16 protein-coding genes are annotated in these 14,440 nt (G+C 67.5%); 9 read left to right on the forward strand and 7 right to left on the reverse strand.

Going from position 1 to position 14,440, the window contains the following annotated elements; all coding sequences use genetic code 11:
* Positions 1-114: 114 nt before the first annotated feature.
* Positions 115-411 carry a co-chaperone GroES gene (gene groES / locus GX543_RS05725; RefSeq protein ID WP_290850511.1) on the forward strand — a complete coding sequence of 99 codons (297 nt, stop codon included), beginning with the start codon at positions 115-117 and terminating at the stop codon, positions 409-411.
* 101 nt (positions 412-512) lie between these two features.
* Here the strand turns inward: groES and GX543_RS05730 are convergent, their stop codons facing one another.
* On the reverse strand, positions 513-752 hold the full coding sequence (locus tag GX543_RS05730; protein WP_290850512.1) for a WhiB family transcriptional regulator: 240 nt from the start codon (positions 750-752) through the stop codon (positions 513-515).
* A 556-nt stretch (positions 753-1,308) separates the two neighbouring features.
* Between GX543_RS05730 and GX543_RS05735 the strand changes: the two genes are divergently transcribed.
* The 3 genes from GX543_RS05735 to GX543_RS05745 all read left to right on the forward strand — a co-directional run bounded on the left by GX543_RS05735 (position 1,309) and on the right by GX543_RS05745 (position 3,607).
* Positions 1,309-2,109, forward strand: a complete 801-nt coding sequence (locus tag GX543_RS05735) for a hypothetical protein (protein ID WP_290850464.1) — start codon at positions 1,309-1,311, stop codon at positions 2,107-2,109.
* A gap of 83 nt (positions 2,110-2,192) precedes the next feature.
* Complete coding sequence (locus GX543_RS05740) at positions 2,193-2,768, forward strand: sigma-70 family RNA polymerase sigma factor (RefSeq protein ID WP_290850513.1); 576 nt, start codon at positions 2,193-2,195, stop codon at positions 2,766-2,768.
* The gene (locus GX543_RS05745) at positions 2,765-3,607 is read left to right on the forward strand and encodes an anti-sigma-D factor RsdA (protein ID WP_290850465.1); all 843 of its coding nucleotides are present in this window, start codon (positions 2,765-2,767) and stop codon (positions 3,605-3,607) included. The genes GX543_RS05740 and GX543_RS05745 overlap by 4 nt, the downstream gene beginning before the upstream one ends.
* A gap of 69 nt (positions 3,608-3,676) precedes the next feature.
* On the opposite strand, the gene GX543_RS05750 is transcribed toward GX543_RS05745, so the two are convergent.
* Positions 3,677-4,063, reverse strand: coding sequence for a DUF5319 domain-containing protein (locus tag GX543_RS05750; RefSeq protein WP_290850466.1), 387 nt, complete (start codon positions 4,061-4,063; stop codon positions 3,677-3,679).
* 65 nt (positions 4,064-4,128) lie between these two features.
* Here GX543_RS05750 and guaB point away from each other — a divergent pair, with 65 nt between their 5' ends.
* From guaB to GX543_RS05775, 5 genes are all read left to right on the forward strand, one after another.
* Complete coding sequence (guaB, locus tag GX543_RS05755) at positions 4,129-5,640, forward strand: IMP dehydrogenase (protein WP_290850468.1); 1,512 nt, start codon at positions 4,129-4,131, stop codon at positions 5,638-5,640.
* Positions 5,641-5,705: 65 nt separating this feature from the next.
* Positions 5,706-6,872 (forward strand): GuaB3 family IMP dehydrogenase-related protein, encoded by a 1,167-nt coding sequence (locus GX543_RS05760; protein ID WP_290850515.1) that lies wholly within the window; start codon positions 5,706-5,708, stop codon positions 6,870-6,872.
* A gap of 127 nt (positions 6,873-6,999) precedes the next feature.
* Complete coding sequence (locus tag GX543_RS05765) at positions 7,000-8,220, forward strand: cytochrome P450 (protein ID WP_290850469.1); 1,221 nt, start codon at positions 7,000-7,002, stop codon at positions 8,218-8,220.
* The gene (locus GX543_RS05770) at positions 8,217-8,762 is read left to right on the forward strand and encodes a TetR family transcriptional regulator (RefSeq protein ID WP_290850471.1); all 546 of its coding nucleotides are present in this window, start codon (positions 8,217-8,219) and stop codon (positions 8,760-8,762) included. The genes GX543_RS05765 and GX543_RS05770 overlap by 4 nt, the downstream gene beginning before the upstream one ends.
* Positions 8,763-8,811: 49 nt before the next feature.
* Positions 8,812-10,557, forward strand: coding sequence for a GMC family oxidoreductase (locus GX543_RS05775; RefSeq protein WP_290850473.1), 1,746 nt, complete (start codon positions 8,812-8,814; stop codon positions 10,555-10,557).
* An 86-nt stretch (positions 10,558-10,643) separates the two neighbouring features.
* Here GX543_RS05775 and epsC read toward each other — a convergent pair whose 3' ends face one another.
* The 5 genes from epsC to GX543_RS05800 all read right to left on the reverse strand — a co-directional run bounded on the left by epsC (position 10,644) and on the right by GX543_RS05800 (position 14,374).
* Positions 10,644-11,255 (reverse strand): serine O-acetyltransferase EpsC, encoded by a 612-nt coding sequence (gene epsC / locus GX543_RS05780; protein WP_290850474.1) that lies wholly within the window; start codon positions 11,253-11,255, stop codon positions 10,644-10,646.
* Entirely contained in the window at positions 11,255-12,193 is a 939-nt protein-coding gene (gene cysK / locus GX543_RS05785; RefSeq protein WP_290850476.1) for a cysteine synthase A, read from the reverse strand. Before cysK ends, epsC begins: the two co-directional genes overlap by 1 nt.
* A 272-nt stretch (positions 12,194-12,465) precedes the next feature.
* Positions 12,466-13,062 carry an energy-coupling factor transporter transmembrane protein EcfT gene (locus GX543_RS05790; protein ID WP_290850477.1) on the reverse strand — a complete coding sequence of 199 codons (597 nt, stop codon included), beginning with the start codon at positions 13,060-13,062 and terminating at the stop codon, positions 12,466-12,468.
* Positions 13,059-13,754: an ABC transporter ATP-binding protein gene (locus tag GX543_RS05795; protein WP_290850479.1), complete on the reverse strand. Its 696-nt coding sequence runs from the start codon at positions 13,752-13,754 to the stop codon at positions 13,059-13,061. The genes GX543_RS05790 and GX543_RS05795 overlap by 4 nt, the downstream gene beginning before the upstream one ends.
* Positions 13,751-14,374 carry a biotin transporter BioY gene (locus GX543_RS05800; protein ID WP_290850480.1) on the reverse strand — a complete coding sequence of 208 codons (624 nt, stop codon included), beginning with the start codon at positions 14,372-14,374 and terminating at the stop codon, positions 13,751-13,753. Before GX543_RS05800 ends, GX543_RS05795 begins: the two co-directional genes overlap by 4 nt.
* Positions 14,375-14,440 lie beyond the last annotated feature (66 nt).

Consider the following 14,440-nt stretch of genomic DNA (forward strand, 5'->3'; position numbering starts at 1 on the left):
ATGGGTAGAGTGCTAGTTGGCTCCGAATACAGCGCCGCGGCACCCGCGACGACGTGGCGAGGTGACCGGGGCCGCGAACTTTTAATCAGTTACATGAAGAGAAGGACTGACATCGTGGCGAGCGTGAACATCAAGCCGCTTGAGGACAAGATCCTCGTGCAGGCCGTCGAGGCTGAGACCACCACCGCTTCCGGCCTGGTCATCCCCGACACTGCCAAGGAGAAGCCCCAGGAGGGCAAGGTCATCGCAGTCGGCGAAGGCCGCGTGACCGACCAGGGCAACCGTATCCCGGTCGACGTCAAGGAAGGCGACGTCGTCATCTACAGCAAGTACGGCGGCACCGAGGTCAAGTACGCAGGCCAGGAGTACCTGATCCTGTCGGCACGCGACATCCTCGCAGTGGTCGGCTGAGACAGCCCAAGACGCGAAGCAGCCCCGGTTGAGAACTCAACCGGGGCTGTTTTCTGTTCCTACGGATCGCTGTGGGTTCTGGCGAAGGCCTCGCTGGTCCGTCAGCTCGCCAGGGGGCGTGAGCCGCGACGACGCAGGAGGTTTCGCTCGGACTCGGTGAGGCCGCCCCAGATGCCGTAGGGCTCGTCGACCGCGAGTGCGTGCGAGCGGCACTGCATGAGGACCGGGCACGCCGCGCAGACCTGCTTCGCCTGACGCTCGCGCTGCATACGGGCCCGACCGCGCTCGCCTTCCGGATGAAAGAATACGGAGGACTCGAGGCCTCGGCACTTGCCTTCCATCTGCCAATTCCAGAAATCGGAATTCGGGCCGGGCAGTCGGTCGATTGTGGTGGTCAATCTGGCTCCTGAATGAGAGGCGTTTATACCTACGCTGCTCACGGTAGGCGGGCGCAGAAAACAGAGTCAAACCAGCATTTCCGCCGATTTCCGGTGCGCGCGAGGAATTGGGTTAACACCGGGTTTCGTGATCGAGACCACCTTCATTCTGCGCAGGCAGCGAACTGTGACGCTCGCGATGGGCGATGACCAGCGCGGATGTGGGTGCGCGAGGTGCGATTCGTCCGAATGGGTGATGGGCGCCCATCGGTGTCATCATGGATGGCGACCGCATTAAGGTTAAGTTCGGGAGAACGTCAGTTGTCGTGCGCGGCAATTAATGACCCTTGTGCTCATCGTTTGTTAGTCGAAATGAAATGTTTCTCCGCCGTGAGAGCAGGGGATTCGGGAGGTGTGTTGCACGATGCGACGTCAATGGCAGGCCGCATTCGGGGTAGCGCCGGCCATCTCGCTTCCTGCAGGGTCGCTTCCCGCGGGTGCTGATACCTGGGCGCACGCAGTGGACCTCGGTGCACGGGGTCGGGCGGCCGCTGCGCGCGCGGTCCTCGACGAGGTGATCGGTGATCCCGGCGCCGATGCGGCGGTGTGCTCGCTCGCGTTCGCCACTCGGGCGTCATTGACGCGGCAGGCCGGTCGGCACGCCGTCGCGCGCGCGGACGACGGCCGCGCGGCGCGGATCGCGTTCGCCGGGGAACAGGCAGCGTCGGTCTGGACCCGTGCTGCGCGCGTCGACGCACTGGTCGGGCTCGCCGCCGACAGTCTCGGAATCGGTGATTTCGGCGCGTCGTCGCGACTGCTCGAGCGGGCCGGTGTCGAGATCGGTGCGGGCGGCGACGTCACAGTGGACGCGGGGGCCGAAGTCGGCGGGGGTGAAGTCGATTGGGGCGAAGTCGGCTGGGTGTGCGACGGACGCCCGCGGCTGCGCATCGCGTGGGTGCGCGCCGAGTTGGCTCTGTACTCGGGCGACCCGAGGGCGGCGGAGTTCGCCGCGCGAGCCGTCGAGCTGGCCGCCGATGCGCCGTCACTGCGGCATCGCGTCAAGACCGACTTGATCGCCGCCGCGTCGCATGCGGCAGCCGGCGAGAGTGCGGTCGCTGCCGACTCCGCCGAGCGGATTGCGGCGACCTGTCGCGGCGAGGGACTGCTGCCTCTCGAGTGGGCGGCCCAGACCATGGTGGAGGGCCTGCGACCCGGGGTGACGGCGTCGCGACCCGCTGCCGGTCTGCAGGCAGTCCTTGTGACGCGGGGCATGGCGTTCGCGCCCCTGGCCGGACCGTCCGACCCGCCTCGGTACCCTTGACCGATGGCTGATCACAGGGAGGCGTGCGACACGTTGAGGTCAGTTCTAACTCGGTTCGGTAACACTTGGGCACTGAAGAAACGATGAATCTTACAGGTGAGGCGTTGAGCCAAGCGGTCCGTGCAGCTGCTGCTGGCGACCGTTCGGCGCTGACCTCAGTTCTCGAAAGTGTCAGGGAGCCAGTCCTGCGCTACTGCCGAGGACGAATCGGTGCTGGAGAACGACATCTGTTCTCCGCAGACGACGTTGCTCAGGAGGTGTTGATGGCGGTTATGACGGCTCTGCCCCGGTACGAAGACCAGGGGCGTCCCTTTATGGCGTTCGTCTATGGTATCGCCTCGCACAAGGTGGCCGACGCGATGCGTTCGGCCGCTCGAGTGAAGTCGGACCCCGTTGACGAGGTCCCGGATTCCCTCGACTTTGCGAACGGGCCTGAGCAGGCCGCCTTGGCATCCGACGCTTCGCGTCAGATGCGGGACCTGCTCGGCACTCTGCCGGAGAAGCAGCGCGAGATCCTCGTGCTGCGTCTGGTGGTCGGTCTCTCCGCGGAAGAGACCGCCGACATCGTCGGCAGCAGTCCCGGAGCAGTTCGCGTCGCTCAGCACCGTGCCCTGACCAAGCTGAAGAAGACCGTGATCGCAGGAGGTGAACGTCGATGAGCGAAGACGGTGCGTCCACCGATCCCATCGACGTTGGCGCGGTACGCCGCGACGACGCATTTATCGACGACTTGGCGGCCGGACGTGCCGCGGAAGTCGCCGACAGCGCCGAGTACGAGTTGGCCGGACTGATCGCACAATGGCGATCGGAGTCGCTCGCTGGAGCGATCCCGACCACTCCGACCGTCGCCGATGTCGAGGCTGCGATCGCGCGCGTCAGCGAGCGTGAACGTCGTGGCGGATTGTCGCGGCGGCTGCGCATCGTCTCCGGTGCGGCAGCGATCCTCGCCATCGCCGGCGCCGGACTGCTCGTCCTGTCGGAAGGCTCGCAGCCGGGTGATCCGCTGTGGGGCGTCAAGCAGGTGGTCTTCTCCGAGGAGGCCGAGCAGACCCAGGCTCGCGTCAATGTCGAGGAGAACATCGCCGCCGCCAAGCGTGCCCTCGCCGCCGGCGACACGGTCACCGCTCGCAAGCTGATCAGTGAGGCGGAGAAGGAGATCGGCCCGATCCGCAACAAGGGTGAGGTCGACGACCTTCGCGAGTTGATCAACGAGGTCAAGGAGCAGAATCCGGGGCAGCTGATTCCGAAGCTGCCGTCGCTGCCGAACTTGCCGCCACTGCCGACGCTGCCTGCGCAGACGCCGGATCCGACCGTCATGAAGGTGCCGTCGAGCTCGTCGACCACGTCGCCGACCACGCCACCCAAGCCGCCCACCTCCACCACCGAGGTGCCGACGAAGCCGTCGACCACCACCGAGAAGCCGCGCCCCACGACGACCACCTCGTCGGCGGAAACGGTGACCTCCACGTCGGCGGCGGCGTCGACCACCGTTCGCTGACACGGCACAACAACAGAGGCTCCGCGATCGTCTGATCGCGGAGCCTCTGTCGTGGTGTCTGGCGCTACCTCAGTAGCGCTCGTGGTACCGCAGTGAGGCGTCGGCGTAGCCGCGGCAGTAGTCCCACGTGACGTAGTCGTCGGGATGCGGATCGATCGCCGGCTCGTGAGGGCTCACGGAGCCGTCGACGAGCAGCTGACGAAGGTTGGATCGCAGCATGTCCCAGTCGTGGTAGTGATCTTCGTGACAGTCCTCGCACATCACCACCAGTCCGCGAACCCCGCGCGGAGCGAGCAGTCGTTCGTAGACGTCGAGGTCTGCTAGATCCTCCTCCACGGCGGTACGTTCTGCCTCGTCAAGCGGGATTCCCGGGTCGAGGGATTCCAGCGCTGACGCTGGGTCGTTCGGGTCGTCGGCGAACGGATCCGGAGGGAGTCCAGCGAAAGGGTCATGCACGCTCTCCACCGTAGCGGATACCGGCCTCAAGGGCTTAGTCGTCGCGCAGTCGATACGATAGACAGATGACGCAGGTTCGCACTGGTGGAGATGATCCAAACAAGGTCGCAATGCTCGGCCTCACCTTCGATGACGTTCTGCTGCTTCCCGCGGCGTCAGACGTCGTCCCGAATGCCGTGGACACCTCGTCCAAGCTGACTCGGGACATCACTCTGCGGGTTCCGTTGGTCAGTTCGGCGATGGACACCGTGACCGAGTCGCGCATGGCCATCGCCATGGCACGCGCGGGCGGCATGGGCGTCCTGCACCGCAATCTGTCGATCGAGGCGCAGGCGGCGGCGGTCGACACGGTGAAGCGCTCTGAGGCCGGCATGGTCACCGATCCCGTCACCTGCCTGCCTTCGGCAACGCTCGCCGAGGTCGACGCGATCTGCGCGCGCTACCGCATCTCGGGCCTGCCGGTGGTCGACGAGGCCGGCGACCTGGTCGGCATCATCACCAACCGCGACATGCAGTTCGAGGTGGACGACTCCCGCCCGGTCTCCGAGGTCATGACCGTGGCGCCGCTCATCACCGCGGCCGAGGGCGTCTCGGCCGAGGCCGCGCTCGGTCTGCTGCGTCGACACAAGATCGAGAAGCTGCCGATCGTCGACGGCAACGGCAAGCTCACCGGGCTCATCACGGTCAAGGACTTCGTCAAGACCGAACAGCACCCGTACGCCACCAAGGACGCCGACGGTCGCCTGCTGGTCGGTGCCGCAGTCGGTGCGGGCGACGAGGCATGGACCCGCGCACTGGCGCTGGCCGAGGCCGGCGTCGACGTCCTGGTCGTCGACAGCGCGCACGGACACTCGCGCGGCGTTCTCGAGATGATCGCCAAGCTCAAGGCCGAGATCGGCCACCGGGTGCAGTTGATCGGCGGCAACGTGGCGACCCGCGGAGGCGCTCAGGCGCTGATCGACGCGGGCGTGGACGGCGTGAAGGTCGGTGTGGGACCGGGTTCCATCTGCACCACCCGCGTCGTGGCCGGTGTCGGCGCACCGCAGATCACCGCGATCCTCGAAGCGGTCGCGGCAGCCAAGGCCGCAGGGGTCCCGGTCATCGCCGACGGCGGCCTGCAGTACTCGGGCGACGTCGCCAAGGCGCTGGCCGCCGGTGCGTCGACCGCCATGCTCGGCTCGCTGCTCGCAGGCACCGCGGAGTCGCCCGGCGAGTTGATCCTGGTGAACGGCAAGCAGTTCAAGAGCTACCGCGGAATGGGCTCGCTCGGGGCGATGCAGGGCCGAGGCCAGGGCAAGTCGTACTCCAAGGACCGCTACTTCCAAGACGACGTGTTGGCCGAGGACAAGCTGGTGCCCGAGGGCATCGAGGGGCGCGTCCCGTTCCGCGGCCCGCTGTCCCAGGTGATTCATCAGCTCACCGGCGGCCTGCGCGCGGCCATGGGCTACACCGGCGCGCAGACCATCGAGGAACTGCAGAACGCGCAGTTCGTTCAGATCACCGCCGCGGGTCTGAAGGAATCGCACCCGCACGACATCACCCTCACCGCTGAGGCACCCAACTACTATGCTCGCTGAGCGGAGTTTCAGCGCACAACGCTGAGTCCTCGCTCGCCCCTCGTGTTCATTAGAAAGGCGCAATGGTGCGTGACCTCGTCGAATTCGGCATGGGCCGAACAGCTCGCCGGACGTACGAACTGGAAGACATCTCGATCGTCCCGTCCCGACGGACGCGGTCCTCGAAGGACGTGTCGACCTCGTGGCAGATCGACGCCTACCGGTTCGACTCTCCGATCCTCAACCACCCGACCGACGCTCTGGGTTCGCCCGAGTCGGTGATCGCGCTCGGCAAGGCCGGTGCGCTGGGCGTCCTGAACGGCGAGGGCCTGTGGGCGCGCCACGAGAAGGTGGAGGAGAAGCTCGCCGAGCTCGCGGAGATCGCCGAGAACAACCCCGACCCGTCGGCGGCCATTCGTCGCCTGCAGGAGCTGCACCGCGCGCCGATCAACATGGACCTGCTCGGTCAGGCCGTGGCGACGATCCGTGCCGCCGGGGTCACCACCGCGGTGCGGGTGAGCCCGCAGCACGCACCGGAGCTGACCCCGGAACTGATCAAGGCCGGAGCCGAACTGCTGGTGGTCCACGGCACGATCATCTCTGCCGAGCACGTGGTGTTGGTGGATCGCGGTGCGGAAGACGGTCTCGTCGCCGAACCACTCAACCTCAAGACCTTCATCTCCGACCTCGACATCCCGGTGATCGCGGGCGGCGTGCACGACCACCGCACCGCGCTGCACCTCATGCGCACCGGTGCGGCCGGTGTGATCGTCGGCTACGGCTCCACCGAGGGCTCCACGACTACCGGTGAGGTCCTGGGCATCGGCGTGCCGATGGCGACCGCCATCGCCGATGCCGCTGCGGCCCGCCGCGAATACCTCGACGAGACCGGCGGACGCTACGTCCACGTGATCGCCGACGGCGACATCCACACGTCGGGCGACCTCGCCAAGGCGATCGCCTGCGGTGCCGACGCGGCAGTCCTGGGCACCCCGCTGGCAGCTGCCGACACCTCGCCCGGCCACGGCTGGTACTGGCCGTCGGCGGCCGCCCACCCGGACACCCCGCGCGGCGCGATGCTGCAGGTGGCACTCGATGAAGGGCGTCCCGCGCTCGAGACCGTCCTCAACGGCCCCTCGGACGATCCGGACGGCCTGCTGAACCTGGTCGGCGGCCTGCGTCGCTCGATGGCCAAGGCCGGATACTCCGACCTCAAGGAGTTCCAGAAGGTCGGCCTGTCGATCCGCGCGTGAGCGCCGGCCAAGTCACCCCGAGCAAGTACGAACAACCACAGACACCCGAAGGGCCCGGTGATTCACCGGGCCCTTCGGGCATTCGCGGGTGCTTGACAGTTATTGGAAAATGTCACACTGTCGAGACATGAGCATCGATGTGTCTATGGGCTACACGCTTCGATCCGGAGCTACCTGGCGGGATCCGTTCGCGATGTATGCGGCGCTCCGCGAACACGATCCGGTTCACCGAGTGGTTCCGGAGGGGCGGCCGGACGATGACTTCTACGTGCTCACCCGGCATGCCGACGTGATGGCGGCGGCGCGCGACTGGGAGACGTTCTCGTCGGCGCAGGGCCTCACCGTGACCTACGGGGAACTGGAGAAGATCGGTCTGCAGGACAATCCGCCGATGGTGATGCAGGACCCGCCGCGGCATACCGACTTTCGGCGACTGGTGGCTCGCGGCTTCACGCCGCGGCAGGTGACGACCCTGGAGCCGCTGGTCCGCGCGTTCGTCGCCGACCGCCTCGACGACCTCGCGTCGCGGGGGAGCGGCGACATCGGGGTCGAACTGTTCAAGCCGCTGCCCAGCATGGTGGTGGCCCACTACCTCGGGGTGCCGGAGTCCGACCGCGGACAGTTCGACGCGTGGACCGACGCGATCGTCGCCGCCAACCCCGGCGGCGACATGGGCGCTGCCGCGCAGACCGCCTCGGAGGCGGTCATGGGGCTGATGGCCTACTTCTCCGACCTCATCGAGTTCCGCCGACGCCATCCCGGTGACGACACGGTCTCGCACCTGGTGGCGGCAGGGGTCGCCGACGACATGGACCTGGGCGGAGTCCTGTCGGTGCTGGCTTTTGCGTTCACCATGGTCGCCGGAGGCAACGACACCACGACCGGCATGCTCGGCGGCTCGGTGGCGCTGCTCACCGAACGGCCTGACCAGCGCGAGATCCTGCAGCGCGAACCGGAACTGCTGGCGACGGCAGTCAACGAGCTCTTGCGGCTCACCTCGCCGGTTCAGGGGCTATGTCGCACCGCGACGGTCGACGTCGAGATCGAGGGCGTCGTTGTTCCCGCGGGCCGCAAGGTGCTGCTCTGTTACGCCTCGGCCAATCGCGACGAGTCGGTCTACTCGCCGACGGCCGGGGAACTGGACGTTCGTCGCGACCCGTCGAACATCCTCACTTTCAGTCACGGCTCCCACCACTGCCTCGGTGCGGCGGCCGCACGCATGCAGGCCCGCGTGGCACTCGAGGAACTCCTCGTGCGGTGCCCCGACTTCACCGTCGACGTCGACGACATCGAGTGGGCCACCGGCAACTACGTGCGTCGTCCGGTTTCGGTACCCTTCACGGCATGACCGCACAGCGCGGAATCCGTGAAGCAGGCAGGTCCGGGGTGCGCGACCGCATCCTGGAGGTGGCCGGCGAGGTCTTCGCGGTCCAGGGCGCCGACGCCGCGATGAGCGACATCGCGGCGGCCGCGGGATGCTCGCGAGCCACGCTCTACCGCTACTTCGACAGCCGCCGATCGCTGCAGTTGGCGTACATCGCGATCGTCGCCAAGCGCATCAGCGTCGACGTGCGCGCGGCGCTGCGAACGGTGGAGGGCCGCGAGGCCAAATTGACCGAGTCGATTGTGCTCGCTTTGCGCGAGGTCCGCGCCGATCCGGCGCTGCGCGCGTGGTTCGCGCCCAGCGGTGCGGGCGCCACCTCCGAGTTGGCGTTGTCGTCGGAGGCCATCGCCGCGATCGCTCCGGGTGACGCGATGGCCTGGGTGGTTCGAGTCATCGTCTCGCTGCTGGTGGTCCCGGGTGGCTCGGAGGATTCCGAGCGCGCGCTGATCGCCCGGTTCGTCACGCCGAGCGTGCTCCGCGACGTCCATGACCAGCCGTCGACTTAGGTTCTGCTTACTATCCGGATCGCAACAATACTCATTAGTATGTTTTGCTATGGCGCAGACTGACTTCGACGTCCTCATCATCGGCTCTGGTTTCGGCGGAAGTGTGAGTGCCCTCCGCCTCGTTGAGAAGGGCTACCGGGTCGGTGTGATCGAGGCCGGTCGACGCTTCGAGGACGACCAGTTCGCCAAGACCAGCTGGCGGCTCCACAAGTGGTTGTGGGCGCCGAAGTTCGGGTTGTACGGCATCCAGCGCATGCACCTGCTGAAAGACGTGATGATCCTCGCGGGCGCCGGTGTGGGCGGCGGTTCCCTGAACTACGCCAACACGCTCTACAAGCCGAGCACGCCGTTCTTCACCGACCCGCAGTGGAATCACATCACCGACTGGGAAGCGGAGCTGACGCCGCACTACGAGCAGGCGCGACGCATGCTCGGCGTCGTCACCAACCCGTCGTTCACCAACTCCGACCGGGTGATGAAGGAGGTCGCCGAGGAGATGGGCGTCGGCGAGACCTTCGGGCCCACCCCGGTCGGCGTGTTCTTCGGTGAGAAGACCGGCGGCGAGGGCACCCCGGGGCAGACCGTCGCCGACCCGTACTTCGGTGGAGCCGGTCCCGAGCGCACCGCGTGCACCGAATGCGGCGCCTGCATGACCGGGTGCCGCGTCGGCGCCAAGAACACCCTGATGAAGAACTACCTCGGACTGGCCGAGCGCAACGGTGCCACGATCATCGACCGCACCACCGTCGACGGTCTGGTGGAGAACGCCGACGGCAGCTGGACCGTGTCGACGCACGGCTCGTCGTCGTGGGGCCCGTTCGGTGCGCGTCGTCGCAGTTTCCGCGCCGGCCAGGTGATCATGGCGGCGGGCACGTTCAACACGCAGAAGCTCATGCACGCGGCCAAGGGCTCCACGCTGCCGAAGCTGTCGGATTCGCTGGGCGTCCTGACCCGTACCAACTCGGAGTCGATCCTCGGCGCCATGGCGGGCAAGTACGACCCGACCAGCGACTACTCCGAGGGCGTGGCGATCACGTCATCGTTCTACCCGGAGAGCAACACGCACGTGGAGCCGGTCCGCTACGGCAAGGGCTCCAACGCGATCGCATACCTGCAGACCGCGCTGACCGACGGCGGCAGCGTCGCCAACCGGTTCGGCCAGTTCCTGAAGCAGGTCGTCAAGAACCCGCTGCTGCTGGTCCGCCTGCTGTACGTGCGTAAGTGGAGCCAGCGCACGGTGATCGCGCTGGTGATGCAGACCAGCAACAATTCGCTCACCACGTTCGTCCGCAAGCGCGGCCCGTTCAAGTACGTCACCAGCAAGCAGGGCCACGGCGAGCCGAACCCGACCTGGATTCCGAAGGGCAACGAGGCCACCCGACGCGTGGCCGACAAGCTGCCCGGCGGCATCGCAGGCGGCACGTGGGGCGACATCATCAACATGCCGCTCACCGCGCACTACCTCGGCGGCTGCGTGATCTCCGACGACCCGAAGACCGGCGTCATCGATCCCTACCATCGCGTGTGGAACTACCCGACGTTGCACGTGACCGACGGCGCGGCGATCACCGCGAACCTCGGTGTGAACCCGTCGCTGTCGATCTGCGCGCAGGCCGAGCGCGCCGTCGCCCTGTGGCCCAATCGCGGCGAGGACGACCAGCGTCCCGCGCAGGGTGCGGCCTACCAGCGGATCGATCCGGTGGCGCCGAACGCACCGGTGGTGCCTGCCAGCGCTCCCGGCGCCCTCCGCCTGTCGATCACGCCGGTGAACACGAAGGTCGACGAGACCGCCTGAGTTCGCGCAACCACGTCTGAAAACACTTCCGCCGTTGATCGTTACCCGCTCCGGGTAACGATCAACGGCGGAAGTATTCTCTCGACTCAGATGTAGAGCGCCGGATCCGCGTAGGGATCGTAGGCGGGCGGCGCATGCGTGGGTCGCGGGGCAGCGGCCGTCCCGACGGCGACGAACCCGGCGGGCACGTCGTGGACCACCACGGCGTTGGCGCCGATCTTGGCGTCGTCGCCGAGCGTGATGGGACCGAGGACCTTGGCGCCCGCGCCGATCAGAACGCGATCGCCGACGGTCGGGTGACGCTTGCCCTTCGACATGCTGACGCCGCCCAGGGTGGATCCGTGGAACATCAGCACGTCCTCGCCGATCTCCGCGGTCTCACCGATCACCACGCCCATCCCGTGGTCGATGAACATCCGACGACCGATCTTCGCTCCGGGATGGATCTCGATACCGGTGAGAAACCGCGCGAACTGCGACAGCAGCCGGGCGGGCATCCGGGCGACGCCGCCGCTGGTCCACAGCCGATGCGAGACACGATGGATCCAGAGGGCGTGCACGCCCGGGTAGGCCAGCGCGACCTCGACCATCGAGCGTGCCGCCGGGTCCCGATCTTGCGCGGCACGCAGGTCTTCGCGCAGCGTGCGCAGGAGCGAATCCGACCTTCGCTCGGTTCGCGACTCACTCCCGACAGACATCAGTCCACCAGTCCCTCGAACAGCGGCGTCGACAGGTAGCGCTCGCCGAAGTCCGGAAGCACCACGACGATGGTCTTGCCCTTGAGCTCCGGACGCTTGGCGATCTCCACCGCGGCGGCCAGGGCGGCGCCCGACGAGATGCCGACCAGCAGGCCCTCCTCGGTGGCGGCGCGGCGCGCCCACTTCAGCGCGGTCTCGGCGTTGATGTCGACGACCTCGTTGTACACCGTGGTGTCGAGGACCTCGGGGACGAAGTTGGCGCCGAGGCCCTGGATCTTGTGCGGGCCGGGGGCGCCGCCGTTGAGGATGGCCGATTCCTCGGGTTCCACGGCGAAGATCTTGACCTCGGGCTTGCGCTCCTTGAGGACCTGGCCGATGCCGGTGATGGTGCCGCCGGTGCCGATGCCCGCGACCACCGCGTCGACGCCGCCGTCGGTGTCGGCCCAGATCTCCTCGGCGGTGGTGCGACGGTGGATCTCGGCGTTGGCCTCGTTGGCGAACTGACGAGCGAGCACGGCGCCGCGACGCTCCGAGGCGATCTTCTCGGCGGCATTGACCGCGCCGGCCATGCCCTCGCCCGCCGGGGTCAGCACCAGCTCGGCGCCGAATGCGCGGAGCAGCGCGCGGCGCTCCTTCGACATCGACTCCGGCATGGTCAGGACGACGTTGTAGCCGCGGGCCGCGCCGACCATCGCGAGCGCGATGCCGGTGTTGCCGCTGGTGGCCTCGATGATGGTGCCGCCCTTGGGGAGGTCGCCCGAGGCCTCGGCGGCGTCGACGATCGCGACGCCGATGCGATCCTTCACCGAGTTGGTCGGGTTGTAGTACTCGAGCTTGGCGAGCACGGTGGCCTCGGCGCCGTCGGTGATTCGGTTGAGGCGAACCAGCGGCGTACGGCCCATCAGGGCGGTGGCGTCGTCGAAGATGGTGGGAGACATGGGGGTCCTTTGCGAATCGAATGCACCGGGGCCAGAAGTAGACCCGTTGCGGGTTTGCCTGGAATGCAGATGCCGACGACGACTGGACAGACCAGTGCGACGACGACGTCCGACGGGTCTACTGACAGTGATCGGTGAGGAAGTACACCGAATGTGCGAAAAGGGCGCGCGACAGGTGCGGGAACGGTTCCACCGCAGCCTCCTTGAGTCGTCTGATTCGCCTGCTCATAACGTTAACAGACGGCAGTCGACGGTTATTCCCCGCACTGCCGTCAGTCCATGCCGCGCGCGGCGAGCGTCTCGGCGAAGCCGTCGGCGGTCCGCAGCGCGGCGAGCACGGTCGGGGCGAGGAGCACGCGCGGCCCGGCGCGTAATCCGCGTGCTCGGCGTGCCTGATCCACCTGGGCGAGGACCTCGGCGATCAGCGGAATGCTGCGGATGGCGAGTGCGAACGTCATCGCGATCAGATCGGTGCGGACGCCGAAACGTTCCAGTGGACGCAGCGCGCTGACGATCGCGTCCAGCATGTCGGCGGTCCGCGTCGTCAACGTCACGACCGCAGCGAGCGCCACGGAGGCGAGCAGGATCGCGCACACCACGAAGGCCCGCGCGGCGTCGGTGATGATCCACTGGAAGACGAACAGAATGGCGAGCATCCACAGGACGCCGCGAATCTGCGACCACGCGTGACGTGGGTGCACTCGGGCGACGACGAACAGGGCGGCGCTGGTCGCGAGGGCGATCGCGGCGCTCATCGGCGTCCGGACCACGAGGGCGATCGTGATGATCGACGCGGTCAGCGCGAGGAACTTCAGGCCTGCGGGCAGCCGGTGCAGCAGCGAGTCGCCGGGGACGTAGAGGCCGATCATCGGCTCATCAGGTCTCGGTAGTAGGCGAGCGCGGGCGCGGGTTCGTCGTCGGCGACCACGCGTCCGTCGTCGAGGACGAGCACGCGCTCGAAGTCGTCGAGCATTTCGAGGTCGTGGGTCAGCACCACGAGTTGCTCCGACAACGCCGCGAAGGTGGTGCGGAGCATCAGGGAGTTGCGCAGATCGAGCATGGTGGTCGGCTCGTCGGCCACCAGAATGCTCGGTCCCACGACCATCACCGCGGCCAGCGCGAGGAGTTGCTTCTGGCCGCCGGAGAGCTGGTGCGCGGGTTGGTCGGCGTGACCGGCGAGACCGAAGTCGGCGAGCACCTCGTGGGCGCGCGCCCGACGTTCGGCCTTGTCGGCGACGATGCGCGAGAGCGACAGTTCGATGTCCTCGGCGACCGTCGGCATGATGATCTGTCGGTCGGGGTCGGAGAAGATGAAGCCGACCTCGCGGCGGACCCTGCGCTTGTTTTTGCGGACGTCGAGCCCGTTGACGGTCACCGTCCCGCTGTCGGGGAGCACCAGCCCGTTGATCATCCGGGCCAGCGTCGACTTGCCGCTGCCGTTGGCTCCGACGATCCCGACGCGTCGCTCCGGGATGGTCAGGCTGACCTCGCGCAGCACCACGCGGTCGCCGAAGGCGTGTCCGACGCCGTCGAAGACGATCGAGGTCGGCGAATCGGTCACTCGACGCTCGGACGGCTCGAGGACGGGGCGCGCAGCGGGGTAATGAGCCCGGGGCGCCCGCGGTGGACCGGCGCCGCCACGAGTGCGGCGATGACGGCCTTGATGGTGTCACCGATGAGGAACGGCGCGTTGCCGGTGATCAGCGTCCACAGGCCGATGTCGGTGCGGAGCATCTGGTACGAGATGCCGCAGATGTAGATGATGAGCGCGCCGCCGACGAAGTTGATCACGATGCCGACGATGATGTTGTAGCGCGGCATCATCCATGCGGTCAGCAGCCCGATGACGATGACACCCGGAAGGAAGCCCAGAAAGTAGCCGCCGGTCGGCGAACTCAGTGCCGTCCATCCGGTGCGACCGCCCGCGAGGAGCGGCAGGCCCATCGCCAGCGCCATGAAGATCACCACCGCCAGCGAGCCCTTCTTCGGCCCGAGCACCGCGCCGGCGAGCATCACACCGAGCGTCTGCAGGGTGATCGGCACGCCCGCGGCCAGGTTGATCTGCCCGGGGAGGCCGAGGACCGCGATGAGAGCGGCGAAGACGGCGGCCTGGGTGAGGTCGGCGATGGACAGCGACCACCAGCGCGGCGCGGCCGCGGAGTCCTGCGAGAAGTTCGTCACGGGAACAGGGTATTCAGTGAAGGGGACACACTCCTAGTCGCGGTCCGGGGCGCGCCGCCTTCCTCG

Source organism: Gordonia sp. (in: high G+C Gram-positive bacteria) (genome assembly GCF_012515855.1).
Lineage (GTDB): Bacteria > Actinomycetota > Actinomycetes > Mycobacteriales > Mycobacteriaceae > Gordonia.

Bases quoted from the DNA above. Each gene is read 5' to 3' on its own strand.
- GX543_RS05730 (WP_290850512.1), bottom strand. From the start codon at position 752: ATGGAAGGCAAGTGCCGAGGCCTCGAGTCCTCCGTATTCTTTCATCCG.
- GX543_RS05740 (WP_290850513.1), top strand. From the start codon at position 2,193: ATGAATCTTACAGGTGAGGCGTTGAGCCAAGCGGTCCGTGCAGCTGCT.
- GX543_RS05745 (WP_290850465.1), top strand. From the start codon at position 2,765: ATGAGCGAAGACGGTGCGTCCACCGATCCCATCGACGTTGGCGCGGTA.
- guaB (WP_290850468.1), top strand. From the start codon at position 4,129: ATGACGCAGGTTCGCACTGGTGGAGATGATCCAAACAAGGTCGCAATG.
- GX543_RS05765 (WP_290850469.1), top strand. From the start codon at position 7,000: ATGAGCATCGATGTGTCTATGGGCTACACGCTTCGATCCGGAGCTACC.
- GX543_RS05770 (WP_290850471.1), top strand. From the start codon at position 8,217: ATGACCGCACAGCGCGGAATCCGTGAAGCAGGCAGGTCCGGGGTGCGC.
- GX543_RS05775 (WP_290850473.1), top strand. From the start codon at position 8,812: ATGGCGCAGACTGACTTCGACGTCCTCATCATCGGCTCTGGTTTCGGC.
- epsC (WP_290850474.1), bottom strand. From the start codon at position 11,255: ATGTCTGTCGGGAGTGAGTCGCGAACCGAGCGAAGGTCGGATTCGCTC.
- cysK (WP_290850476.1), bottom strand. From the start codon at position 12,193: ATGTCTCCCACCATCTTCGACGACGCCACCGCCCTGATGGGCCGTACG.
- GX543_RS05790 (WP_290850477.1), bottom strand. From the start codon at position 13,062: ATGATCGGCCTCTACGTCCCCGGCGACTCGCTGCTGCACCGGCTGCCC.